20 protein-coding genes, 1 tRNA gene and 1 riboswitch are annotated in these 22,019 nt (G+C 65.9%); of the genes, 17 read left to right on the top strand and 4 right to left on the bottom strand.

From position 1 onward, the window contains the following. Nucleotide 1 precedes the first annotated feature (1 nt). From rpsI to METLW4_RS0110705, 4 genes are all read left to right on the top strand, one after another. Complete coding sequence (gene rpsI, locus METLW4_RS0110720) at nt 2-484, top strand: 30S ribosomal protein S9 (RefSeq protein ID WP_018266207.1); 483 nt, start codon at nt 2-4, stop codon at nt 482-484. An 85-nt stretch (nt 485-569) separates the two neighbouring features. Then, a complete protein-coding gene (gene argC / locus METLW4_RS0110715) occupies nt 570-1,487 on the top strand; it encodes an N-acetyl-gamma-glutamyl-phosphate reductase (RefSeq protein ID WP_018266206.1) in 918 nt (305 codons plus the stop codon). Nucleotides 1,488-1,572: 85 nt separating this feature from the next. Continuing rightward, nucleotides 1,573-1,863, top strand: coding sequence for a ribbon-helix-helix domain-containing protein (locus METLW4_RS0110710; RefSeq protein WP_026191423.1), 291 nt, complete (start codon nt 1,573-1,575; stop codon nt 1,861-1,863). Continuing rightward, complete coding sequence (locus METLW4_RS0110705) at nt 1,754-2,164, top strand: type II toxin-antitoxin system RelE/ParE family toxin (protein ID WP_371212325.1); 411 nt, start codon at nt 1,754-1,756, stop codon at nt 2,162-2,164. Before METLW4_RS0110710 ends, METLW4_RS0110705 begins: the two co-directional genes overlap by 110 nt. Before the next feature lie 9 nt (nt 2,165-2,173). Here METLW4_RS0110705 and METLW4_RS0110700 read toward each other — a convergent pair whose 3' ends face one another. After that, the gene (locus tag METLW4_RS0110700) at nt 2,174-3,274 is read right to left on the bottom strand and encodes a COX15/CtaA family protein (protein WP_018266203.1); all 1,101 of its coding nucleotides are present in this window, start codon (nt 3,272-3,274) and stop codon (nt 2,174-2,176) included. Nucleotides 3,275-3,452: 178 nt separating this feature from the next. Between METLW4_RS0110700 and METLW4_RS0110695 the strand changes: the two genes are divergently transcribed. The 4 genes from METLW4_RS0110695 (at nt 3,453) to METLW4_RS0110680 (ending at nt 5,868) form a co-directional block, all read left to right on the top strand. After that, entirely contained in the window at nt 3,453-4,052 is a 600-nt protein-coding gene (locus METLW4_RS0110695) for a MerR family transcriptional regulator (protein WP_043332601.1), read from the top strand. A gap of 67 nt (nt 4,053-4,119) precedes the next feature. After that, nucleotides 4,120-4,197 (top strand) — tRNA-Pro (locus METLW4_RS0110690). A gap of 142 nt (nt 4,198-4,339) precedes the next feature. Next, nucleotides 4,340-4,651: a hypothetical protein gene (locus METLW4_RS0110685; protein WP_018266201.1), complete on the top strand. Its 312-nt coding sequence runs from the start codon at nt 4,340-4,342 to the stop codon at nt 4,649-4,651. Nucleotides 4,652-4,776: 125 nt separating this feature from the next. Beyond that, nucleotides 4,777-5,868 (top strand): Mrp/NBP35 family ATP-binding protein, encoded by a 1,092-nt coding sequence (locus tag METLW4_RS0110680; protein ID WP_026191422.1) that lies wholly within the window; start codon nt 4,777-4,779, stop codon nt 5,866-5,868. A gap of 103 nt (nt 5,869-5,971) precedes the next feature. Here METLW4_RS0110680 and METLW4_RS0110675 read toward each other — a convergent pair whose 3' ends face one another. Beyond that, complete coding sequence (locus METLW4_RS0110675) at nt 5,972-7,297, bottom strand: OmpP1/FadL family transporter (protein ID WP_018266199.1); 1,326 nt, start codon at nt 7,295-7,297, stop codon at nt 5,972-5,974. A gap of 232 nt (nt 7,298-7,529) precedes the next feature. Then, nucleotides 7,530-7,630: riboswitch (TPP riboswitch) on the top strand. Between the two features lie 72 nt (nt 7,631-7,702). Here METLW4_RS0110675 and thiC point away from each other — a divergent pair. From thiC to cysG, 8 genes are all read left to right on the top strand, one after another. After that, the gene (thiC, locus tag METLW4_RS0110670; RefSeq protein WP_018266198.1) at nt 7,703-9,535 is read left to right on the top strand and encodes a phosphomethylpyrimidine synthase ThiC; all 1,833 of its coding nucleotides are present in this window, start codon (nt 7,703-7,705) and stop codon (nt 9,533-9,535) included. A 211-nt stretch (nt 9,536-9,746) separates the two neighbouring features. Next, nucleotides 9,747-9,989, top strand: a complete 243-nt coding sequence (locus tag METLW4_RS0110660) for a hypothetical protein (protein WP_018266196.1) — start codon at nt 9,747-9,749, stop codon at nt 9,987-9,989. 325 nt (nt 9,990-10,314) lie between these two features. Continuing rightward, nucleotides 10,315-10,857 carry a molybdopterin adenylyltransferase gene (mog, locus tag METLW4_RS0110655; protein WP_018266195.1) on the top strand — a complete coding sequence of 181 codons (543 nt, stop codon included), beginning with the start codon at nt 10,315-10,317 and terminating at the stop codon, nt 10,855-10,857. 109 nt (nt 10,858-10,966) lie between these two features. After that, the gene (gene dapB, locus METLW4_RS0110650) at nt 10,967-11,782 is read left to right on the top strand and encodes a 4-hydroxy-tetrahydrodipicolinate reductase (RefSeq protein ID WP_018266194.1); all 816 of its coding nucleotides are present in this window, start codon (nt 10,967-10,969) and stop codon (nt 11,780-11,782) included. Nucleotides 11,783-11,821: 39 nt separating this feature from the next. Then, nucleotides 11,822-12,442, top strand: a complete 621-nt coding sequence (locus METLW4_RS0110645; protein ID WP_018266193.1) for a 2,3-bisphosphoglycerate-dependent phosphoglycerate mutase — start codon at nt 11,822-11,824, stop codon at nt 12,440-12,442. Between the two features lie 32 nt (nt 12,443-12,474). Further along, nucleotides 12,475-13,098 carry an alpha-ketoglutarate-dependent dioxygenase AlkB family protein gene (locus tag METLW4_RS0110640; protein ID WP_018266192.1) on the top strand — a complete coding sequence of 208 codons (624 nt, stop codon included), beginning with the start codon at nt 12,475-12,477 and terminating at the stop codon, nt 13,096-13,098. A gap of 165 nt (nt 13,099-13,263) precedes the next feature. Then, a complete protein-coding gene (locus METLW4_RS0110635; RefSeq protein ID WP_018266191.1) occupies nt 13,264-13,662 on the top strand; it encodes a cytochrome c-554 in 399 nt (132 codons plus the stop codon). A 105-nt stretch (nt 13,663-13,767) separates the two neighbouring features. Beyond that, nucleotides 13,768-15,174 carry a siroheme synthase CysG gene (cysG, locus tag METLW4_RS0110630; protein ID WP_026191421.1) on the top strand — a complete coding sequence of 469 codons (1,407 nt, stop codon included), beginning with the start codon at nt 13,768-13,770 and terminating at the stop codon, nt 15,172-15,174. A gap of 4 nt (nt 15,175-15,178) precedes the next feature. On the opposite strand, the gene METLW4_RS0110625 is transcribed toward cysG, so the two are convergent. Further along, on the bottom strand, nt 15,179-17,185 hold the full coding sequence (locus tag METLW4_RS0110625) for a TonB-dependent receptor (protein WP_018266189.1): 2,007 nt from the start codon (nt 17,183-17,185) through the stop codon (nt 15,179-15,181). A 556-nt stretch (nt 17,186-17,741) separates the two neighbouring features. Further along, nucleotides 17,742-19,547 carry a DNA helicase RecQ gene (gene recQ, locus METLW4_RS0110620; protein ID WP_018266188.1) on the bottom strand — a complete coding sequence of 602 codons (1,806 nt, stop codon included), beginning with the start codon at nt 19,545-19,547 and terminating at the stop codon, nt 17,742-17,744. A gap of 165 nt (nt 19,548-19,712) precedes the next feature. Here recQ and METLW4_RS0110615 point away from each other — a divergent pair, with 165 nt between their 5' ends. Next, the gene (locus METLW4_RS0110615; protein WP_018266187.1) at nt 19,713-21,950 is read left to right on the top strand and encodes a multicopper oxidase family protein; all 2,238 of its coding nucleotides are present in this window, start codon (nt 19,713-19,715) and stop codon (nt 21,948-21,950) included. The last annotated feature ends 69 nt before the right edge of the window (nt 21,951-22,019 follow it).

Here is a 22,019-nt window from a genome sequence, read left to right as displayed (position 1 = left end):
CATGGCCGAGACCACGCTTTCCTCTCTCTCCGAGCTCAATCAGGCGACGGTCGCGGCAGCGTCCGAGGCGCCGAAATATGAGCAGAAGCTCGACAAATACGGCCGCGCCTACGCCACCGGCAAGCGTAAGAACGCCGTCGCCCGCGTGTGGATCAAGCCCGGCACGGGCAAGATCACCGTCAACGGCCGCGACGTCGCCGTCTATTTCGCGCGTCCGGTGCTGCGCATGATCCTGCAGCAGCCGCTCGGCGTCGCCAATCGCGTCGATCAATACGATCTCGTCGTCACGGTGGCGGGCGGCGGCCTCTCCGGCCAGGCCGGCGCCGTGCGTCATGGTCTTGCAAAGGCGCTCACCCATTATGAGCCCGAGCTCCGCAGCGCGCTGAAGCGCGAGGGCTTCTTGACCCGCGACTCGCGCGTGGTCGAGCGTAAGAAATACGGCAAGCGCAAAGCCCGCCGCAGCTTCCAGTTCTCGAAGCGCTGATTATCTCTCGATCGGCGATACGGGCGACAAAGGGCGGCGCGAGCCGCCCTTTTTATTTGTCTCACGGGAATCGGAACCAGCACCAATGGCGAAAATCTTCATCGACGGCGACAGCGGCACCACCGGGCTCGAGATCCGCGAGAAGCTCGCGGGCGCGCCGAATCTGGAGCTCGTCTCGATCGCGCCGGAGCTGCGCAAGGAGGTCTCCGCCAAGCGCGACATTCTCGCGCGCGTCGATGTCGCGATTCTCTGCCTGCCGGACGCCGCGGCCAAGGAGACGGTGGCGCTCGCCGATGAATTGGGCGAGGCCGGCCCGCGCATTCTCGACGCCTCCACCGCGCATCGCGTCGCGCCCGGCTGGACCTATGGTTTTCCAGAGCTCGCGCCCGGCCAGGCGGAGGCGATCCGCAAGGCGCGGCGCGTCGCCAATCCCGGTTGCTATGCGACCGGCGCGATCGCGCTGTTGCGGCCCCTCGTCGATGCGGGGCTGATCGCCGCGCAGGACGCGCTGACGATCAACGCCGTCTCCGGCTATTCCGGCGGCGGCAAGCAGATGATCGAGGCCTATGAGAAGGGCGAGGCGCCGGCCTTCGATCTCTACGGCCTCACGCTCGAGCATAAGCATCTGCCGGAGATCGCCGCCTATTCGCGCCTCGCCGCGCCGCCTTTGTTCGTGCCGTCCGTCGGCAATTTCCGACAGGGAATGCTGGTCTCGATTCCGCTCCGGCTCGACGCGCTCTCGGCGCGGCCCCGCGCGGTCGATCTCGAGGCGGCGCTGGCGCGGCACTATGCGGGCGCGACTTATGTGCGCGTCATGCCGGCGCCGAAGTCCGGCCGTCTCGATCCGCTCGCCTTGAACGGAACCAATGATCTCGAAATCTTCGTCTTCGCGCGCGAGGAGAGCCGCCACGCGCTGCTCGTCGCTCGGCTCGACAATCTCGGCAAAGGCGCGTCCGGCGCGGCCGTGCAGAATCTGGCGCTGATGCTGGGGGATGCGCGCTAGCTGTCGACCCGGGACCCGCCGATAGTGGACTTTACCTCATGCGCGCCGCAATATCTGCGGAGAGGTTCTGAGGAGGAGGCTCGCCGTGTCGAACGTCCAAAAAATCAGCGTGGCCCTGACGCATCAGCAAATGGCGGATGTGCGGGCGGCGATCGACGCCGGCGAATATGCGACTCCTGCGGAGGTCGTCAGCGAAGCGATCGGCGATTGGCAGGCAAAGCGCGCCGCTCGCCATGATGACATCGCGCGCCTACGCCAGCTATGGGATGAAGGCAAGGCCAGTGGCGATGGCGGCCATGTGGATTTCGGCGAATTGCGCAAGGAGGCGCGCAGCCGCCTCGAAACCGCGAAGGCGGCCGCCGCAAAGGATGGTTGAGCTTCGTTGGAGCAAGCGCGCGCGAGAAGACTTGCTGCAAATCTATGTTGCGATCGGCCTCCAAAACGTGAGCGCGGCCGATGCCTTCTATGATCGTCTCGAATCCCTCGCCGCGACGCTGACAGAACATCCGCGAAAAGGCCCACGTCGCCGCGACATTCGCCCGAGCGTGCGAATGCTCGTCGAGCGGCCCTATCTCATCCTATACGAGCTGACCCCGGACACGGAGCACGGCCCGGTCGAGCGGATCGAGATTTTGCCTGTGGTCGATGGTCGGCGCGACTTGCGCGGCGGCGTCTGACCGTCTTCCTCAATCCTCCTCCGCCTCGGCCTGCGCCGTGTGCAGACGACGCGCATGCAGCGTCGCGACGGCCAGCACGCCCATCGCCAACGCCTGATGCGCGAGGCCGGCCCACAGTGGCACGACGAGCAGAAGCGTCGTTATGCCGAGCACGACTTGCGCGCTCACATGGCCGAACAAGAGCCCGGCGCCGCGCGCCGCGCGCCCGCCTGCCGTGCCGGCGGCGTCGATTAAGTGAAACAGCGACAGCGCGAGAATCACATAAGCGATCATGCGATGATCGAATTGCACCAGCGCGACATTGTCGACGAGATTGCTCCACCAGGGCGAGAGCCGCAGCAGCTCGTCCGTGGGCGGAACGAAGCTGTCGTCCATCAGCGGCCAAGTATTGTAGGCGTAGCCGGCGCGCAGCCCGGCGACCAGCGCGCCGGCGCCGATCTGCGCGAGCACGAGAACGAGCAGAAGATTCGCGAAAAACGAGAGCCGCCGGCGCCCGCTCGCGACAATGATGCGCGTCCCATAGCCGAGCCCGCCCGCGACCCACAGACATGCGGCGAAGATGAAGGCCGCGAGCAGCAGATGAATGGCGAGCCGCTCCTGCGCCACCTCGACGCGATTGACGAGGCCCGAGGACACCATCCACCAGCCGACGCCGCCCTGCAGCGCGCCCAGCGCCAATATTCCGATGAGCTTCGGTTTCACGCTTTTCGGCAGCCGTCCGCGCAGCCAGAACCAGGCCAGCGGAACGGCGAAAGCGAAGCCGATGATGCGGCCGAGCAGACGATGGCTCCACTCCCAGGCGAAAATCGTCTTGAACTGCGCGAGGTCCATATTCGGGAACATCTCGCGATACTGCGGAATCTTCTTGTAATCCTCGAAGGCGGCTGACCATTGCGCCTCCGAGAGTGGTGGAAGAACGCCCGTTATCGGCTTCCATTCGGTGATGGAGAGGCCCGATTCGGTGAGCCGCGTCGCGCCGCCCACCACCACCATGGCGAAGACCAGCGCCGCTATGACGAGCAGCCACAGGCGAACGTCGGTCGCGCTCTCCTCGCTCGGCGGCGCGACGATGGCGGGCGTGGGAGCGGGAAACTGGATCCAGTCGGTCATGGGGCGGCTCGATGTGAGAGGCTCTCGCGCGCCAATTAAGGGGAGCCGCGCGCCCTTGTCCACGGGGCCGCGGGGCCGAAACGCCGAGGGCGAGAATTTTCCGGCTGAAAAACGCCACGTCCGGGAGGAAAATAGAAGCGCGCGAATCGTCGCGCGGGCAGGGAGCGGAGCGCAGATTTTGACCGCCAAGACCGATGGCGCCTTCCGCACGATCGGCGAGGTCGCGGAGAGCCTCGACCTTCCGCCGCATGTGCTGCGCTTTTGGGAGACGCGCTTTTCCGAGATCGAGCCGGTCAAGCGCGCCGGCGGACGGCGCTACTACCGGCCGCGCGACGTCGAGCTGGTCGCCGCGATTCGTCATTTGCTCTATGGCCGCGGCTATACGATCAAAGGCGTGCAGCGCCTGCTGCGCGAGCAGGGCGTTCGCGCGGTGATCGAGAGCGCCCGCGGCGGCGGCGGGCCGGAGCGCGGCGATTTCGACGAGCCCGAGCCGCAGGCCGCCGAGGCGCCGCTCTTCTCCTATGGCGAATCGCCGGCGCGGCCGCAGCCGTCACGCTCGTTTCACGCGCCGGAAATCCACGAGGAGGACGCGCCGAGGGCGTCCACCTCTCTCGTCGCGCTGGCGCCGCGCGAGCCGCCGCCCATGCTGACGCTGCCCGCCCTGCGCCTTTCCGAGGCGCCCGCCGCCGGCCTGCGCCCGCAGGACGAGCGGCTATTGCGGCAGGCGCTGGCCGATCTCGCCGAATGCCGCCGCATGCTGGAGCTGACGCGGCGGTGAATTCCTCGCTTCTTCTGCGCTGTCATGCGTTGCCAGCGGCTTCGCCGGCCTCTATAAGGGCGGCCATCGGAGTGTAGCGCAGCCCGGTTAGCGCACTTGTCTGGGGGACAAGGGGTCGTGGGTTCGAATCCCGCCACTCCGACCAATTCTTCTTTCGATGTTCCGTCACAGCATGGTCCGCGCTCACGGCGCGGGCGATGCGTCGCTCTCGGGCTCGGCAGGGTTGATAATTCGTCGCCACGCGCAAGTTCGTTACGGTCGTTAACCGTCAGCGAAAGGCGCAGCCCATGTCCGAGACGCTCATCAATCTCATCATCCAGCTCTTTGCCGGCGCGGCCGGCGGCTCCGGCGTCGCCAAGGCCAATAAGAATCTCGATCTCGGCCCGATCGCCAACGCCATCATCGGCGCGCTCGGCGGCGCGGGCGGCGGCTCCATCCTCACCTCGCTCATTCCGGCGCTCGCGGGGGCGGCGGGCAATGGCGGATTCGATATCGCCGTTTTCGCCGGCCAGCTCGTCGGCGGCGGCGTGTCGGGCGCGATCGTCACCGCCATCGTCGGCCTCATCCGCAACGCTCTCGTTCAGAAGCAGCGGGCGTGACGCGCCAGCGCGCGGACCTGTAGACGCATCGGCCGAATATCGGCATACCGATTGCGTAGAACGCTTCCAAAAGACGCCCTCCTCGTGAGGGCGTCGGATGCGGGTTCGTGCGAAAGGCGAAGACAGTGGCCGATGAAGCATCAGTCTTGAAAGCGCTGGAGAGCGTCGCCGGGCCGGGCGGCAAATCGATTGTCGCGGCCGGCCTCGTCAGCGGAGTCAATGTGTCGGGGGCCAAGGCCTTCGTCTCGCTCACCGGCGATCCGGCGCGGGCCAAGGAGCTCGAGGTTCTGCGCGTCGCCGTCGAGGGCGCCGTGAAGACCGTGCCGGGGATAGAGTCGGCGATCGTGACGCTGACCGCCGAGCGGGCGCCGGCGCCCGCCGCGCCGCCGCCGGGACAGGCGCCGCAGCGCAAGACCATCGCCGCGATCGAGAAGATCAAATATATCGTCGCGGTTTCCTCGGGCAAAGGCGGCGTCGGGAAATCGACAACCTCCGCCAATCTGGCGCTCGGCCTCGCGGCGCAAGGCTGGCGCGTCGGCCTGCTCGACGCCGATATCTACGGCCCATCGGCTCCGCGGCTGTTCGGCCTCAAGGGCCAGCCGGAGGTCGTCGGCAATAAGATGATCCCACTCGAGGCCTATGGGCTCAAGATCATGTCCATCGGCTTTCTGGTCGAGGAGGACGTGCCCATGGTCTGGCGCGGCCCGATGGTGGCTCAGGCGCTGGGGCAGATGCTCGGCGAGGTCGCCTGGGGCGAATTGGACGCGCTCGTCGTCGACATGCCGCCCGGCACGGGCGACGCCCAGCTGACCATGGCGCAGCAGGTTCCGCTCGCCGGCGCGGTCGTCGTGTCGACGCCGCAGGATCTGGCGCTGATCGACGCGCGCCGCGGCGTGGCGATGTTCCAGAAGGTCTCGACGCCCATTCTCGGCATTATCGAGAATATGAGCTATTTCCTCTGCCCGCATTGCGGCGGCCGCACCGACATCTTCTCCCATGGCGGCGCGCGGAAGGACGCTGAGGCGTTGGGCGTGCCCTTCCTCGGCGAGGTGCCGCTCGATCTCGCCATTCGCCAGACCTCGGACGCCGGCACGCCGGTCGTCGCCTCCGCGCCGGAAGGCCCGCATGCGGCGATCTACAAGGAGCTCGCCGCCAAGGTGAAGACTCTGCTGGAGACGCAGTCGCTCCGCGCCCCGCCGAAGATCGTCATCGGCTGAAACATGCGAAAAGGCCGCGGCCGCCGTCTGGCGGGCCGCGGCCTTTTGCTTTTTCTCGTGGGCCGGTCAGGCGCGCTCGGCTCTCGCCGCCGCCGACCAGTCTTCAGAGATGGGTCGGGATGAAAGAATCGTCGCCGAGGTCGAATTTGTAGTTCCAGCCGATCGAGACCTCGGTTCCGCGCAGCCAGAGATTGACATTGGCGGCCGGATTATAGGCGCCGAAAGGCGTCGCCGGCGTCTGCGGCAGCGCTTCGCGCCCGCGGACGCTGTTCTTGAAGCCATAGACGAAGGCGACATCGATCGTCGAGTTCTTGGTGATGGCGTAGCTCACGCCCGCGCTCGCGTGATGCGCATTGATGATCGGCGCCAGTATGTTCAGCGTCACGCTGTTCGTCGGTATCGGATTGGTCGCGTAATGATAACCGAGGCGTAGGGCGAGGCTGGGCTGGACGCGCCATTCGACGCCGAAGGACGCCGAATCCGTGTCTTTCCAGCCGAAGCCCGGGCCGTTCGACGAGCCGAGCGTGCGATAGAGGACCGGGAAGCTCGGATTGCTCACCGAGGAGACGCCCGAATAGAAAATATGGCGCCAGTCGGCCATGACCGTCAGGTCAGGGGTGAGGTCATAGGCGACGCCGGCGGTGATCGAGGCGGGAATGTCGAAGCGGCCGCCATCGGCGAAAAGCCCGGAATATTTGGCGAAGCGCGTCATGAACATGGGCGTCGACGCGGCGGCGCCGATGCGGAACTGATCGGTCACGCGCCATTGCATGCCGAAGCGGACGCCGCCGCCGAAGGACCAGTCATAACCATTGTCCGAGAGGCGATACATGTCGGACGAATAGGGCGAGAAGGTCTTCAGGCCCTGTATGTTGATCGTCTGCACGGCGATCGTCGGCGCTATGCCGATCGCCAGCGAGCCGAATTTTTGCGCATAGGCGAAGCTGGTGAAGGACTGCTCCAGATTGACGCCGGCGTAGCCGCCGCCGAACGGGCCGCCGAGCGGCGGGTGATAATGGCCGAAATCGAAAGAGGTGGCGATGCCGCCATTGCCGTAGGACGCCGTGCCCCAGGACGAATTGGCGTCGAGCGGCGAAACATATCCGCTGTTCGGCACCGGAAAGATCGGACGGCCGCTGCGAATATCGCCGGGCGCCACGACTTTGGGCAGCCCGTCGGTCGAGTAGCCGCGCTCCGGCATGAGGGCGGTGATGCCCACTTGCATCTGGCGCTCGAGATCGACAATGCCGGCCGGATTGACCGAGATCGCCATGGAATCGCGCGAATCGGCGACGCCGGCGCCGCCCAGCGCCTTCTGACGCGGGCCATAGCCGATCAGAAAATAGCCGTCCGCCGCCAGCGACGGAGCCGTCATCGAGACCGTGAGCGCAGCCGCCGAGGCCAGATTACGCCAGGAATATCCGTTCATTATCTATCGCCCCGCCCCAGATTTCGGTCGCCGTTCACACGCCATTTAGAAGCACTCGGCAATCCGGCGGCGTTCTCATCACACGACTCACTATTGTCCGAGACCCTAGCAGAGCGCTCGCCCCGCGACAGCGCCGTCGCCCGGATTTCCGTGAATAATTCGAGGCCTGTCACGTTTTTGCCACAGCGCGTGATTGCCGGCTTGCCGCGATCCGAGGCCGCGGGTAGAATCGGAGCATGGCGAGGGGCGCCTCTCCGAGAGGAGCGGCTGAGAAGCACCCATCGAACCTGATCCGGGTAATGCCGGCGCGAGGGAAGGCCAGCAGGACGCGACGCCCGATTTTTCGGGACGGCGCGCCCGACTTCATCGCCCGCCGCCCATCCTCAGAACCAATGGAGCGCGACGATGAACGTGCAGGACAAGCGCCCGACGACGCCCCAGAGCGTGACCACCGGACCGATCGGCGCCTCGCGCAAGCTCTATTTCGCGCCGCGTGGCCGCGAGGATATTCGCGTTCCCGTCCGCGAGATCGCGCTTCATCCCTCCGCCGGCGACGCGCCTCTGCGCGTCTATGACCCGTCCGGCCCCTATAGCTGCGCCGATTTCACGCCCGATCTCGCGGCCGGCCTGCCGGCGGCGCGGCGCTGGCTGGAGAGCCGCGCCGGGCTCGAGGCCTATGACGGTCGCGCAGTGAAGCCGGAGGACAATGGCTTCGTCGGCGAGGATCGGCTGGTCCCACCCTGTCCCGCGCCGCGCGCCATTCGCCGCGCCGCCGGCTCGGCGCCGGCGACGCAGCTTGAATTCGCGCGCGCCGGAATCGTCACCGAGGAGATGATCTATGTCGCGCATCGCGAGAATCTCTGCCGCGAGCGCGCCTTCGCGCAGGCGGCGGAACGGATAGAGGCGGGGGAGGGCTTCGGCGCCGCTGTCCCGGCTTTCGTGACGCCGGAATTCGTGCGCGAGGAAATCGCCCGCGGGCGCGCCATCATCCCCGCCAACATCAATCATCCAGAAGCCGAGCCGATGATCATCGGCCGCAATTTCCTGGTGAAGGTCAACGCCAATATCGGCAATTCGGCCATTACCTCCTCTGTGGCGGAGGAGGTGGAGAAGATGGTGTGGGCGATCCGCTGGGGCGCCGATACGGTGATGGATCTCTCCACCGGCCGCAATATCCATAACATCCGCGACTGGATCATCCGCAACTCGCCCGTGCCGATCGGCACAGTGCCGATCTATCAGGCGCTGGAGAAGGTCGGCGGCGACGCCACCAAGCTGGATTGGGAAGTGTTCAAGGACACGCTGATCGAGCAGGCGGAGCAGGGCGTCGATTATTTCACCATTCACGCCGGCGTGCGCCTCGCCCATGTGCCGCTCACGGCGGATCGCGTCACCGGCATCGTCTCGCGCGGCGGTTCCATCATGGCGCGCTGGTGCCTGTCACGTCATTCGGAGAGCTTCCTCTATGAGCGCTTCGACGAGATTTGCGACATCATGCGCCGCTATGACGTCTCCTTCTCGCTCGGCGACGGTTTGCGTCCGGGCTGCATCGCCGACGCCAATGACGCAGCGCAATTCGCCGAGCTGGAGACGCTGGGCGAATTGACCAAGATCGCCTGGGACAAGGGTTGCCAGGTGATGATCGAAGGCCCCGGCCATGTGCCGATGCACAAGATCAAAGTGAATATGGAAAAGCAGCTGCGCGATTGCGGCGAGGCGCCTTTCTACACGCTCGGGCCGCTCGTCACCGACATAGCGCCCGGCTATGATCACATCACTTCCGCCATCGGCGCCGCGATGATCGGCTGGTTCGGCACGGCGATGCTCTGCTATGTCACGCCGAAAGAGCATCTCGGCCTGCCCGATCGCGAGGATGTGAAGACCGGCGTCATCACTTATCGCATCGCAGCGCATGCGGCCGATCTCGCCAAGGGCCATCCGGCGGCGCAGGAGCGCGACAACGCCATGAGCCGGGCGCGTTTCGATTTCCGTTGGGAGGATCAGTTCGACATCGGCCTCGATCCCGATACGGCGCGCCGCTATCACGACGAGACGCTGCCCAAGGAGGCGCATAAGGTCGCGCATTTCTGCTCCATGTGCGGGCCGAAATTCTGCTCCATGCAGATCACGCGCGATCTGCGAGAGGAGGCGGCGGCCATCGCCGAGCGGGAGAAGGGCTTCGCCGAAAAGAGCGCGGAATTTTTGGAAAAGGGCGCGCAGATCTACGTCGCCGAATGAGGCGCGCGACGGCGGTTTTCGTCGGAAAATGCGGGCGGGAGCTTTTTCTGCGTTGCAGCGAAGGCTTTCTCCGCATCGTCTTCGGCGCGACACCGAAATGTCAATTACATTGACAGCCGCAGCGAAAACAGCCTATTTCCCCCGCGGGACGATGCGCCCTGTAACAAAATAAGGGACAAATGCTCCCACGTCCAAAAGAGGGAAACGGCAAATGAACATTCGCGCCATTGTGACGGCCGCTGCTCTGTCGCTCGGCATGGTCGGCCCGGTTTTCGCCGGTTGCGACACCAAGGATGAAGACAAGCAGGGCGTCTGCGTCGACAAGTGCTACTTCGAATTTCTTTCGATCAAGAATCGCTTCTCCTCGACCCCGGCGTCGATCGAGAAGGCCAAGTCCGACAAGGACGCCTGCTATCAGAAGTGCGGCTGCGAGCCGGCCTCTGTGAAGGAGTAATCCTTATCGGATCGACGCGAGCCGGGCGGGAGCAAAGCTCGCCTCGAGGCTCGTGACGCCGCCGGGCGCGCGATATATCGCGCGCCCAGGAGGCCTCGGAATGGGCCTCTGAGAGACGATCTCGCGCGCTGTGCTCGAATTCCATACAGTCGCCGTGTTGCTAAAATTGCGCTCGATGCGCCGACGCTGCGGATAACGCTCTCTCGCTCAGAAGAGGCGACGCCGCTCCACCATCATTCTTCACTTCCGATTCGAGGATGCTTCGTCGTCGCGATGGACGGAGCTTTCGGTTGTCTCGCGCCTTGGACCCGCTATTGTGCGGCGCATGACTGAGAGACAGCAAGCCGTCATCGGCGTCGTCACCGCCTCCGACCGCGCCAGCGCAGGCGTCTATGAGGACATCAGCGGACCGGCCATCGCCGCCTATTTCGAGAAGGTGCTGACCACGCCCTTCCGCATAGAGCGGCGCCTCATCCCCGATGGCTTCGAGAGCGTGCGCGACACGCTCATCGATCTCGCCGACAATATCGGCTGCGATCTCGTCGTCACCACTGGCGGCACGGGGCCGTCGCCGCGCGATCTGACGCCGGAGGCGACGCTCGCCGCCGCGCCGCGCGAATTGCCCGGCTTCGGCGAGCTGATGCGCAAAGTGTCGCTGGCGCAGACGCCGACGGCGATATTGTCGCGGCAATTGGCCGCGCATCGCGGCAAATGCCTCGTCATCAACCTGCCCGGAAAGCCGGCCGCAATCGAGCTCTGCCTCGACGCGGTGATGCCGGCCGTGCCCTATTGTCTCGATCTCATCGGAGCGGCCTATATAGAGACCGATCCGGCGCGCGTCGCCGCCTTCCGCCCGAAAGGCAAATAGCCGCCCGATCGGGTGGGGCGTCTCCCCTTCTCATTCGCGCATCGGGGCTGTATAGACTGGCCGCCGGCTCGAGTGAGGCCGCGCGAATTTCGAATGGGGGCGAAGCGTCATGAGCGATGTGCGGCTGGTCATCGTCGGCGCCGCCGGCCGCATGGGCCGGATGCTCATCGCCGCCGCCGGCGAGACGAAAGGCGTCGCTCTGACCGGCGCGCTCGTATCGTCCAATTCCCTCGTCCTCGGAGAGGACGCCGGCCTGCTGGTCGGGCGCCCCGCCAATGGGGTGCGCCTTTCCGCCGATGTGGCGGCCGCGCTGGCGACGGCCGATGTGGCCATTGATTTTTCGACGCCCGCGACGACGGTGGCGCTGGCCCGGCTCGCTGCGGCGGCGGGAGTCGCCCATGTCATCGGAACCACCGGATTTTCGGGCGAGGACCTCGTCGCTCTCGCCGCAGCGGCCGAGCGCGTTCCCGTGGTGCGCTCCGGCAATATGAGCCTCGGCGTCAATCTTCTCGCCGTTCTGGTGGAGCGCGCCGCAAAGGCGCTCGGCTCCGCCTGGGACATAGAGATCGTCGAGATGCACCACCGCATGAAGGTGGACGCGCCCTCGGGCACGGCGCTCCTTTTGGGCGAGGCGGCGGCGCAGGGGCGGGAGATCGCGCTCGCCGAGCATAGCGCCCGCGCCCGCGACGGCCTCACCGGCGCGCGGCGGGAGGGCGACATAGGCTTCGCCTCGCTGCGCGGCGGCACGGTGGTGGGCGAGCATTCGGTTATTTTCGCCGGGGCGGGCGAGCGCATAGAGCTCGCGCATCGCGCCGAGGATCGCGGAATTTTCGCGCGCGGCGCGATCGCCGCAGCAGTTTGGACGCGAGGCCGGCCGGCCGGCCTCTATTCTATGGCCGATGTGCTCGGCCTCGCCGGCGCCTGATCGCGCGCCGCATCGTTCGATTCGAGGGACATAGCCCGCATGGACCGTATTCTCGTCCTCCTCCGCCATGGCGAAAGCGAGTGGAACGCCAAAAACCTCTTCACGGGCTGGAAGAATCCTGACCTGTCGCCCAAAGGGATCGAGGAGGCGCGGCGAGCCGGGCGGGAGCTCAAGCGCATCGATCTGCGCTTCAACATCGGCTTCACCTCGCTGCTGCTGCGCGCGCAGCACACGCTCGATCTCACCTTTCATGAGCTCGGGCAGAGAGATGTGCCCGTCATCCGCAGCCGCGCGCTCAATGAGCGGCATTACGGCGACCTCTCCGGCCTCAACAAGGACGAGGCGCGCCAGCAATGGGGCGAGGAGCAGGTGCGGCTGTGGCGGCGCTCCTATGACGTCGCGCCGCCCGGCGGCGAGAGCCTCAAGGATACGGTGGCGCGCGTGCTGCCCTTCTATTGCCAGGAGATTCTGCCGCGCGCCATGCGAGGCGAGCGTGTGCTGGTCGCCGCCCATGGCAATTCGCTGCGCGCTCTGGCCATGGTGCTCGACCGGCTGACGCCCGAATCGGTGTCCTCGCTCGAGATCGCCACCGGCGTGCCGATCGTCTACCGGCTCAATTCCGATTCGACCGTCGCGACCAAGGAAGTGCTCGACCGCTGACGCGCGGCCGCTCCGCGCCGGATGGAGCGATCATGTCTGAAATAGAGCCGGGCGTTCGCCTCTATCGCGGCTATTTCGACGAGGCCGCGCAGCTCGCTCTGCTGCGCGAGCTGGAGCGGATCGTCGCCGGCGCGCCCTGGTTCACGCCCACCATGCCGCGCAGCGGGCAGCCCTTCTCCGTGCGCATGACCAATTGCGGGCCGCTCGGCTGGCTCAGCGATCAGGCGCGTGGCTATCGCTATGAGGCGCGCCATCCGCAGACCGGCGAGCCCTGGCCGCCCATGCCGCAAATGCTGCTCGACGCCTGGGCGGCGCTGGCCGGGCATCCGCAGCCGCCGCAGGCCTGCCTGGTGAATTACTATGGGCGCGACGCCAAGATGGGCGCGCATCAGGACCGCGACGAAGCGGATTTTTCGGCGCCGATTCTTTCCGTTTCTCTCGGCGCCGATTGCCGTTTTCGTCTCGGCGGCGTGAAGCGCTCCGATTCGTCGCGGGCCTTCGTTCTGTCTTCGGGCGATGTGCTGACGCTGGGCGGGCCGGCGCGGCTGCGCTTCCATGGCGTCGATCGGCTGCTGCCGGAGCTCGCGCCGAAGCTCGCGTCGCCATTATTCGCCGAGGGCGGGCGCATCAATTTGACGTTGCGCCGCGTTACCTAACGATATTTCAGGCCCCGTTCAGGCGGGGGAGCATATTGTCACCAATAGCGCTCCGATATAGTTTCCCGGCCGCGGGATGAACGATCGGCGCTGGCGTCACGCCCGGGCCGGCAAAACCAAGATAGTCGGTTCCCAGGGGACGACGCTTCGAGGAAAGGAACGAGGATGAAATCTGTGACCAGACTGGCGCTCGCTGCGGGCGTCGTTTTCACCGCCATGGCCGGCCAGGCGATCGCCGCCGGCGATCCCGCGGCGGGCGAGAAGGTCTTCAACAAGTGCAAGGCCTGCCATCAGGTCGGCGAGACGGCGAAGAACGCCGTGGCTCCCGAGCTCAACGGCATCAACGGCCGCAAGGCCGCCTCGGTCGAGGGCTACACCTATTCCGACGCGCTGAAGGGCGCCGGCATCACCTGGGACGAGGCCGCCTTCAAGGAATTCGTCAAGAATCCGAAGGCCAAGGTCGCCGGCACCAAGATGGTGTTCCCGGGCCTGCCGTCCGAGGCGGACCAGGACAATGTCTGGGCCTATCTCAGCCAGTTCGGCGCCGACGGCAAGAAGAAGTAGTCCGAGCCTCTCGTTCGGTTGGCGAAAGCGGCCCTCGCGGGCCGCTTTTTCTTTTGCAGGATAGGGGCTAAATGCCCTCGTGACAGTCATGGAGAGAGAGCCGAGTTGACGCGCAAGCCAGACGAAGTCCCTGCCGAGCTAATGCAGGAGCTCGCGACCCTGCCGGTGTTCTATGCGCTGGAGGGCCGGCGCGTGGTCGTCGCGGGCGGCTCCGATGGCGCGGCTTGGAAGGCGGATCTCGCCGCCGCGGCCGGCGCGCAGGTCGATGTCTTCGCGGCGTCTCCCTCGCCGCGCCTCCAGGCCGTCGCCGCGGCGCGCGCGCGCCTCACCCTGCATGAGCGCGGCTGGCGAGCGGACGACCTCGCCGGGGCGGCCATGGCGCTCGCCGTCATCGAGGACGATTCCGAGGCGCAGACCTTTCGCGACGCCGCGAAAGCGCAGGGCGTTCCCGTCAATCTCACCGACCGGCCGGCGCTCAGCGATTTTCTGATGGGCGCCATCGTCAATCGCTCGCCGCTGGTCATCGGCGTCTCCACCAGCGGCGCGGCGCCGGCCTTCGCCCAGGCCGTGCGCGCCCGCGTCGAGACGCTGATTCCGTCGAGCTTCTCCGCCTGGACCAGAGCGGCGCGCGCCTGGCGTCCGCGCGTGATGGCCTCCGGCCTCGATTTTTTCGCGCGCCGCGATTTCTGGCGCCGGTTCACCCGCGAAGCTTTTGCACGCGTCGAGCATGCGCCGCAGGACGGCGATCTCGACGCGCTGCTCGAGGAGACGCGTCGCGCTGATGAAACGTCCGCGCGCGGTCGCGTCACTCTGGTCGGCGCCGGGCCGGGCGACCCGGAACTGCTGACGCTGAAAGGCCTGCGCGCGCTCGTCGGCGCCGATGTCGTTCTCTTCGACGATCTGGTGCCCGCCGCCGTGCTCGATCTCGCGCGGCGCGAGGCGGTGCGCATCAATGTCGGCAAGCGCGGCTATGCGCCTTCGGTGAAGCAGGAGGAGATCACCGCTCTTCTGGTGAAGCTCGCCAAGGAGGGCAAGAATGTCGTGCGCCTCAAGGGCGGCGATCCGATGATCTTCGGCCGCGCCAATGAGGAAATCGGCGCCATTCGCGCCGCCGGCCTCGAGGCGGAGATCGTGCCCGGCGTGACGGCGGCGCTGGCGGCGGCGGCGGCGCTCGAGGTCTCGCTCACCAATCGCGACACGGCGCGCCGCGTGCAATTCGTCACCGCGCATACGAGCGACGGCAAATTCCCCGAGGACATAGATTGGCGCGCGCTCGCCGACCGCCGCGCGACCACGGCGGTCTATATGGGCAATCGCACGCTTCCCGCTCTGTCGAAGCGCCTGCTCGAGGAGGGCATGGACCCTGCGACCCCGGCCTTTCTCGTCGAGCGCGCCAGCACGCCGCAGCAGCGCATCATCGCGGGCTCGATCGGCGATCTGCCGCAGCGCGTCGCGCAGGAGACGCTCGAAGGGCCGTGCCTCGTGCTGATCGGCGCGACGCTGCGCGGCTGAGCGTTCAATATTTGAACGACACCGTCGCCGAGATCGAGCGCGGCTCGCCGCGAAAGAGCGCGCCGCCGGACGTGAAATTCGGTCGATCGGTGAGATTGCTGGCGCTCACGTCGAGCTTCCAATGCTCGTCGAAACGATAGCCGAGCGAGGCGCCGAGCATTTGCTGCGGCGCGAGGGTGAAGCCATAGACATTGGGCAGCGTCGCCTCCGCCGCGCTGGCGTAATAATAGCTCGCGCCCAGTTCCAATCCGCGCAGGAAATCCCATTCCGGCTTGTAGTCGAGGCTGACGCTGAAGACGCGGCGCGGCGCGCCGAGGAGATCGCTGCCCGCTTGCGAGGGGACGTTGGAATCCTTTGCGACGACGGCGTGCAGAAAAGTGGCGGCGCCGCTCGCGTTCAATCCGGGAAGAATTTCGGCGGAGAGATGAAATTCGACGCCATGGCTGTGCTGGCGTCCTGTGACGAGGGCGTAGAAGCCGCCCGGATCAGCGGGATCGGCGATGGCGACATGATCGCGCGTCACATCGAAAAGGCCCACTTCGAAGCGCGCTTTATAGTCTGGAAAGCGCCGCTCGAAGCCGACCTCATATTGTGTGTCCTGTTGCGGCGGCGGCGCGTCGCCGCCGCGCACGCGCACGGAAATATTGGGAATGAGCGAGCGCCCGAAGGCGGCAAAGAAATGCGTCTCGTCGTCCGGCCGATACAATAGGCCGGCGCGCGGGCTGAAATAGCCGCGGATTCCCTTGCCGATCGTGGAGGACGATGTTCCAGAGAGCGCGCCGAGAGGATCGAAGACGGTCTCGCGCTGCGCCAGCAGATCATAGCGGCCGCCGAAGAGAATGCGCCATTGCGGCGAGAGATCGATGAGATCCTGCGCATAGACGGAGCGGCTCCAGGCGCGCGCCGCGCCATTGGCCCATTGCGCGCCGAAAAAATCGACGCCGACCGGATAGATCGGCGCGCCTATGTCGATGTTCGGCAGCGTGTCGCGCGCGAATTTTTCGTCATGGCCGAAGAAATAGTCCCAATGCTCGAGCCCGAGAAAAACGCTGTGGCCGATATCGCCGGTCGAGAAGCGTCCGTTCAGCCGCAGCTGCGCGTCGAAGCTTCGCGACGCCTGATGCGTCCGCACCGGGCGGCCGAGCGTCACCGAATGGAGGCCGTCATAGCCCCAGCCCTGAAACCAGCCGTATTGGTTGCCGTTCAGCGAATAATCGACGACCGATGTGAGCGACCAGTCGGCGCCGAAGGCGTGCTCATAGGTGAAGGTGAAATCCGCCGCATTCGGCGTCTCATGCTCATAGACCGGCGCGCCTGCGTAGAAGGAGCGCGGCGCATGTAGAAAGATCGGCGCGGCCGGCGCGCCGTCGCGATAGACGAGGCGCGATGCGCTATATTCGGCGCGCAATGTCGCCTTGTCGCCATTGTCGAGGATGAGCGTTCCCGTCGGCGCGAGGAGGAATCCGCGCGAGCGCACATAATCGACGAAGCTGCCGACGCTCTGCGCGAAGCCGGTCATGCGGAACAGCAGCGTCTGCGCGTCGTTCAGCGGCGCGTTCACATCGAAGGTCGTGCGATAGACGTCATAGGCGCCGATCGTCGCCGTTCCGCGCGCGAAAGTCTCTGTCGTCGGCGCCTTGCGTATGTAGTTCGCCGAGCCGCCATAGCCGCCGAGCGCCTTGCCGAACAGCATGGCGGAAGGGCCTTTGTAGAATTCGACGTGATCGACCGTCGAAAGATTGACCTCCTGCGAGGTGAAGCCATGCGCGGCGCCGTCGAACAAAGTGAGCCCGCCGGGAAAGCCGCGCATCACAAAGCCCGGCGAATAGCCAGAATCGGAGACCGACGCATTGACGAAGACGCCGGCGACATCCTTGCCGAGACTCTTCGCCTTCGGCGCGTCGTCCTTCTCCTTTTTTTCTCCCGGCCGCATCTGCGCGACGCCGACTCTCGCTTCCTCCGTCGCCTCCTCGCAAAGAGCGGGCGCAGGCAGAGCGAAGACAGAGATCATCGCTATGTCGCGGAGGCTTCGACGTAGACGATAGGAAGAAAGCGCGCTGGACTGCGCGTCTCGTCTCTCGCTCCGAGCAAGCAAAAACAAGGGATCTACGCTCGTCGGGCGACGCTCTGCGCGCGTCGTCCGAGAATATGCGTCAGGATGAAGCCTCACATGAACCTCACGGCGAAACGCGCCGCGGAACAGAGCAGAACTCGCTCCGGCGCAGCATGCCGCTCTCTTATAACGCACTCTCTTTCGACTGCAATCGAACGACAAAATTCATCGGCGAATCTTTCACCAACCTGTCGTGTTACTTTCGCGAGACATTTCTGAAAACGCATGCGCGGTCGAATGCGCTTTGCGCGCCGCGCGCTTTTAGAGTGTTTTCGAGCGAAGCGGGGACCGGTTCGCGTAAGGAAAACATGATGGAACAAGGGAAACTAGAGTCATTCCGCTTCGATCTGAGCCGGAACGACTCTCGACGCGGATGATGGCGAAGCTCTCCGTCATAGGCGTCGAAGATGACGGAGGTGGTTCCGCGCCTGTCGCCGTCGCCGAGAGCGCCGGCTCAGCGCAGCGCGTCGGACAGCGCCTCGAGGAAAGCGTCGCCATATTGCGCGAGCTTGTGCTCGCCGACGCCTTGCACGCGGCGCATTTCGTCGAGCGTCGCCGGGCGGCGCGACGCCATCTCGATCAGCGTGCGATCGGGGAACACCATATAGGCGGGCAGGCCGGCGTCGCGCGCCAGCTCCAGGCGCTTTTTCTTCAGCGCCGCCAGCACGCGCTCCTCCTGATCGTCCAGCGGCGCGCCGCGCGGCGCCTCGCCGCGCTTGCCGCGCGGCGCCTTCGCGGTCAGCGGATCGCGGCGCAGCGAAATCTGCGCGCGGCCGAAGAGAATATCCTCGCCCTTTTGCGTCAGGCGAAAGCCGCCATGTTCCGTGCTCGCCAGAGCGCGCGCCGCGAAGAGCTGCCGCAGGATCGCGCTCCAATCCTGCTTGGAGCGATCCTTGCCGACGCCGAAGGTCTTGATGGATTCGTGGCCGTTGCGGCGCACCGCCTCGCTGGCCTCGCCGATGAGAATATCGGCGAGATAGCCGGCGCCGAAGCGCTGCCCCGTCCGCATGGCGGCGGAGAGCGCCTTTTGCGCATCCACCGTGCCGTCATAGACATGCACCTGGCCGAGACAGACGTCGCAGCGTCCGCAAGGCGGGCTCTCCTCGTCGAAATAGGCGAGCAAGGTCTGGCGTCGGCAGGAGGGCGTCTCGCACAGCATGGCGAGCGCGGAGAAGCGATCGTGCTCTATGCGCTTGCGCTCATCGGGCACGTCTTTCTGATCGATCTGCCGGCGGCGGAAGGCCATGTCGTCGAGGCCGTAGAGCGTGAGCGTGTCGGCCGGCAGACCGTCGCGGCCGGCGCGGCCGATCTCCTGATAATAGGCCTCGACGCTCGACGGCATGTCGGCGTGCGCGACGAAACGAACGTCCGGCTTGTTGACGCCCATGCCGAAGGCGATCGTCGCGACGGCGATGATTCCGTCCTCTTGCAGGAAGCGATCCTGATTGCGATTGCGCAGCGTCTGCTCGAGCCCGGCGTGATAGGCGATGGCCTCATGGCCCTGCTCGGCGAAATAGGCGGCGAGCTTTTCTGTGCCGTCGCGCGAGGAGCAATAGACGATGCCGCTCTCGCCGCGGTGCTTGTCCAAAAAGCGTTGCAGCTGGCGGCGCGGACTGTCCTTGGCCGCGAAATTGAGCGCCAGATTGGGCCGGTCGAAGCTGTGCAGAAAGACATGCGGATTGGTCTTGAACAAGCGCTGAGCGATATCGGCGCGCGTCGCCTTGTCGGCGGTGGCGGTGAGGCCGACGACCTGCGCGCCGAGCGTCGCCGCCGTCGCGCCGAGCTCGCGATATTCCGGGCGGAAATCATGGCCCCATTCGGAGACGCAATGCGCCTCGTCTATGGCGAGGCGGGCCGCGCCGGCGCGTTGCAGCTCGGCGATGAGGCCGGGCATCACCAGCCGCTCCGGCGAGACGAACAAGAGCCGCAATTCGCCGGTGCGAATGCCGCGGCGCGCCTCGTCATTCTCGGCGGCGTCGTTCATGGAGTTGAGCGTCGCCGCCGGCACGCCATAGGCGCGCATCTGCCGCACCTGATCGCGCATCAGCGCGATGAGCGGAGAGACGACGACTGTGAGCTTGCCGTCGACGAGGGCGGGCAGCTGGTAGCACATGGATTTGCCGCTGCCCGTCGGCATGATGGCGAGCACCGGCTCGCCGGCCAGCACGGCGGCGATGATCTCCGCCTGGCCGGGCCGGAAATCCTCATAGCCGAACACGGATTTGAGCAGCGCGCGCGCCTGCGGGGGGAGGGAGGGCATGGGAAGGAGTTAGCACGCCGGGGGAGATGGCGCGAGGGCGACGCGGCTATCGTCCGATTTCGGCCAAAGGAGACGATCCGTCACATTGTTCGCCACAATATGGGCGATCATTCTCCCGTTCGCGGTTTCGCGTTCGTTTACTTTGTCTCTCGAGGATTTCGTTTCATGCTCATGAAATTCGACAATCACCTGCCGCTCGCCGCCCTCGACGTCATCGGCGCCGGCCAGACCGGCGGCTGGGGGAAGATCGCCATTTCGGTCGAGGCGCGCAGCGTCAAATATACCGATTCCGTCGCCGCGCCGGCCTCGCCCAACGCCTGGTGCTATATTCGTCAGGGCTCGCCGCAGGAGCGCGCCGCCAGCCTCGAGAATTATCTCGGCCCCATCGTCAATGTCACACGCGGGCGCCCGCTCGAGGTGGTCTGGATCAACCGAATCGGCTCCATGCCGGCGGAAAAGCCCGGAGACGCGCGCTCGCTCGCCATGCCGCCGATCGATCCGCCGCCCATGGATCTCGCCGAGGACATAGACCAGTATAAATCGATGAATTATCCGGTCGGCGTCGTCGCCCATCTGCACGGCGCCAAGGCGCGGCCGGATTCGGACGGCTGGCCGCTGAGCCCGGCGAGCTTCGAGGGCAATCCTTATGGAATGCCGGCCTATCGCTCCTATTGCTATCCCAATGACCAGCGCGCGGCCATGCTGTGGTTCCACGATCATGGCATGGACAATACGGCGGTGCAGGTGCACGCCGGCCTCGCGGGCCTCTATTTCGTGCGCGACAATTCGGACGCCGAGCTGTTCCACCTCATCGGCGACGAGACGCAGGAATTGCCGCTCGTCATTCAGGACCGCTGCCTGAACGCCGACGGCGCCGGGGTGAGCTATTTGAAGGGCGTGCCGCTGCAGAAAGATCCGGCGACCGGCAAGCGCTCCTTCATTCGGCCGGAATTTCTCGGCGACACGATTCTCGTCAATGGCCGGCCGTGGCCGCACGCCCATGTCAATCCCAAGATCTATCGCCTGCGCATTCTCAATGGCTCCAACGCTCGCAGCTATGCGCTGACGCTGGCCGATCCCGATGGAAAGATCGGCGGCAAGATCTGGTATGGCGATCTTCTCACCGCCATCGGCAATGACGGCGGCCTGTTCAGCCGCGGCGAGAAGCTCGAGGAGCTGGATTATCTGCTGCTGGCGCCGGGCGAGCGTCTCGACGTTCTGCTCGATCTCACGCAGATCGACAATGACGTCCTCGGCTCGCTCCATCTCGTCAATCTGTCGATCGCCGGCTATGACCCGGCGCAGCCGGAGCAGGAGCCGATCTTTCAGAACGACGCCAATTCCGTCTTCGCGCCGGGAACGCCAGAGGCGCTGAAGGCGATCGCCTTCACGCCAAAGAGCGACGGACCGCATGCCGATCTGCCGCTCGCCAATGTGATGGAGTTCCGCATCGTCGACGCCGCGCATACGCATGGGGCCGCGACGCCCGCTGCGCCGGCCGCGCATCACGCCGCGGCGGCGCCGCTCGATCGCGTCACGCTCGACAAGATTTTGCTGCGCTACGCCGATGACGAGAGCTTCCGCTGGGACGCCAGCAAGCCGGGGCTGACGCGCGCCAACGCCGATGCGCCCGTGGTGCGCAATCGTTTCGTGCTGCTGATGAACGACACCGCCGGCAAGGCGGATGTCGAGCCGGTCAGCCCGATCACCGGCGGCCCCTGGCGCGACACGCAAATGTGGGAGCTGCGGCCGTCCACCGCGCCGGCCGGCGACTTGAGCGCCTTCACCGCGCCCTTCGACGCCAAGCTGGCGACGCCTTGGGAGGAGGGCCAGCCCGCTGCGGGCGTCGCCTATCAGGTCTCGCGCGCCTTTTTCTTCGAGCCCGCCGATCCCAATCCGCCCCATGCGGCGCGCCACGCCGATCCGCTATGGCCGCTCGCGACCGATAATGTCGATCCGGCCGGCTATCCGCCCATCTATCGCTATGCGCATCTCTATCGGCACAATCCGGCGGCGGGGCGCGCTGTCATCCGCCCGCGCGAGGGCAGCTATGAGCGATGGTATGTCGCCAATATCGGCAATGACCAGGCGCATCTCGCCGATGGCGTTCCCGATATGCATCCGTTTCACATGCATCTGGTGAATTTCGTCGTGCTGCGGCGTTTTCGCCTGCGCAAGGACGCCTCTGAGAACTCGCTCTTCGCGCGCATAGAGCGACGGCTCGATTTCGATGGCGTCGTGCGGCATGACACTGTGCGCATCCAATCCAATGAGCTGGTCGAGCTGCTCGTGCATTTCCCGCGCGGCTATACCGGCGTCTATCCCTATCATTGCCATCTGGTGGAGCATGAGGACATGGGCATGATGCTGCATTTCGACGTGCAGCCCCAAGGCGCGCCCTGAGCCTCGCCTCGGCGCGGCGCCGATTCGGGCGCCGCGCTCTCGAGGCGAGACGCCCGGCCGCCCCGCTGG

The sequence above is a fragment of the Methylosinus sp. LW4 genome (assembly GCF_000379125.1).
Lineage (GTDB): Bacteria > Pseudomonadota > Alphaproteobacteria > Rhizobiales > Beijerinckiaceae > Methylosinus.
Note: the sequence above shows the minus strand (reverse complement) of the source record. Positions and strands in the feature narration are given on the sequence as shown.

Coding starts and splice junctions, on each gene's coding strand:
- rpsI (WP_018266207.1), top strand. CDS start 2: ATGGCCGAGACCACGCTTTCCTCTCTCTCCGAGCTCAATCAGGCGACG.
- argC (WP_018266206.1), top strand. CDS start 570: ATGGCGAAAATCTTCATCGACGGCGACAGCGGCACCACCGGGCTCGAG.
- METLW4_RS0110705 (WP_371212325.1), top strand. CDS start 1,754: ATGAAGGCAAGGCCAGTGGCGATGGCGGCCATGTGGATTTCGGCGAAT.
- METLW4_RS0110700 (WP_018266203.1), bottom strand. CDS start 3,274: ATGACCGACTGGATCCAGTTTCCCGCTCCCACGCCCGCCATCGTCGCG.
- METLW4_RS0110685 (WP_018266201.1), top strand. CDS start 4,340: ATGTCCGAGACGCTCATCAATCTCATCATCCAGCTCTTTGCCGGCGCG.
- METLW4_RS0110675 (WP_018266199.1), bottom strand. CDS start 7,297: ATGAACGGATATTCCTGGCGTAATCTGGCCTCGGCGGCTGCGCTCACG.
- thiC (WP_018266198.1), top strand. CDS start 7,703: ATGAACGTGCAGGACAAGCGCCCGACGACGCCCCAGAGCGTGACCACC.
- METLW4_RS0110660 (WP_018266196.1), top strand. CDS start 9,747: ATGAACATTCGCGCCATTGTGACGGCCGCTGCTCTGTCGCTCGGCATG.
- mog (WP_018266195.1), top strand. CDS start 10,315: ATGACTGAGAGACAGCAAGCCGTCATCGGCGTCGTCACCGCCTCCGAC.
- dapB (WP_018266194.1), top strand. CDS start 10,967: ATGAGCGATGTGCGGCTGGTCATCGTCGGCGCCGCCGGCCGCATGGGC.
- METLW4_RS0110645 (WP_018266193.1), top strand. CDS start 11,822: ATGGACCGTATTCTCGTCCTCCTCCGCCATGGCGAAAGCGAGTGGAAC.
- METLW4_RS0110640 (WP_018266192.1), top strand. CDS start 12,475: ATGTCTGAAATAGAGCCGGGCGTTCGCCTCTATCGCGGCTATTTCGAC.
- METLW4_RS0110635 (WP_018266191.1), top strand. CDS start 13,264: ATGAAATCTGTGACCAGACTGGCGCTCGCTGCGGGCGTCGTTTTCACC.
- METLW4_RS0110625 (WP_018266189.1), bottom strand. CDS start 17,185: ATGATCTCTGTCTTCGCTCTGCCTGCGCCCGCTCTTTGCGAGGAGGCG.
- recQ (WP_018266188.1), bottom strand. CDS start 19,547: ATGCCCTCCCTCCCCCCGCAGGCGCGCGCGCTGCTCAAATCCGTGTTC.
- METLW4_RS0110615 (WP_018266187.1), top strand. CDS start 19,713: ATGCTCATGAAATTCGACAATCACCTGCCGCTCGCCGCCCTCGACGTC.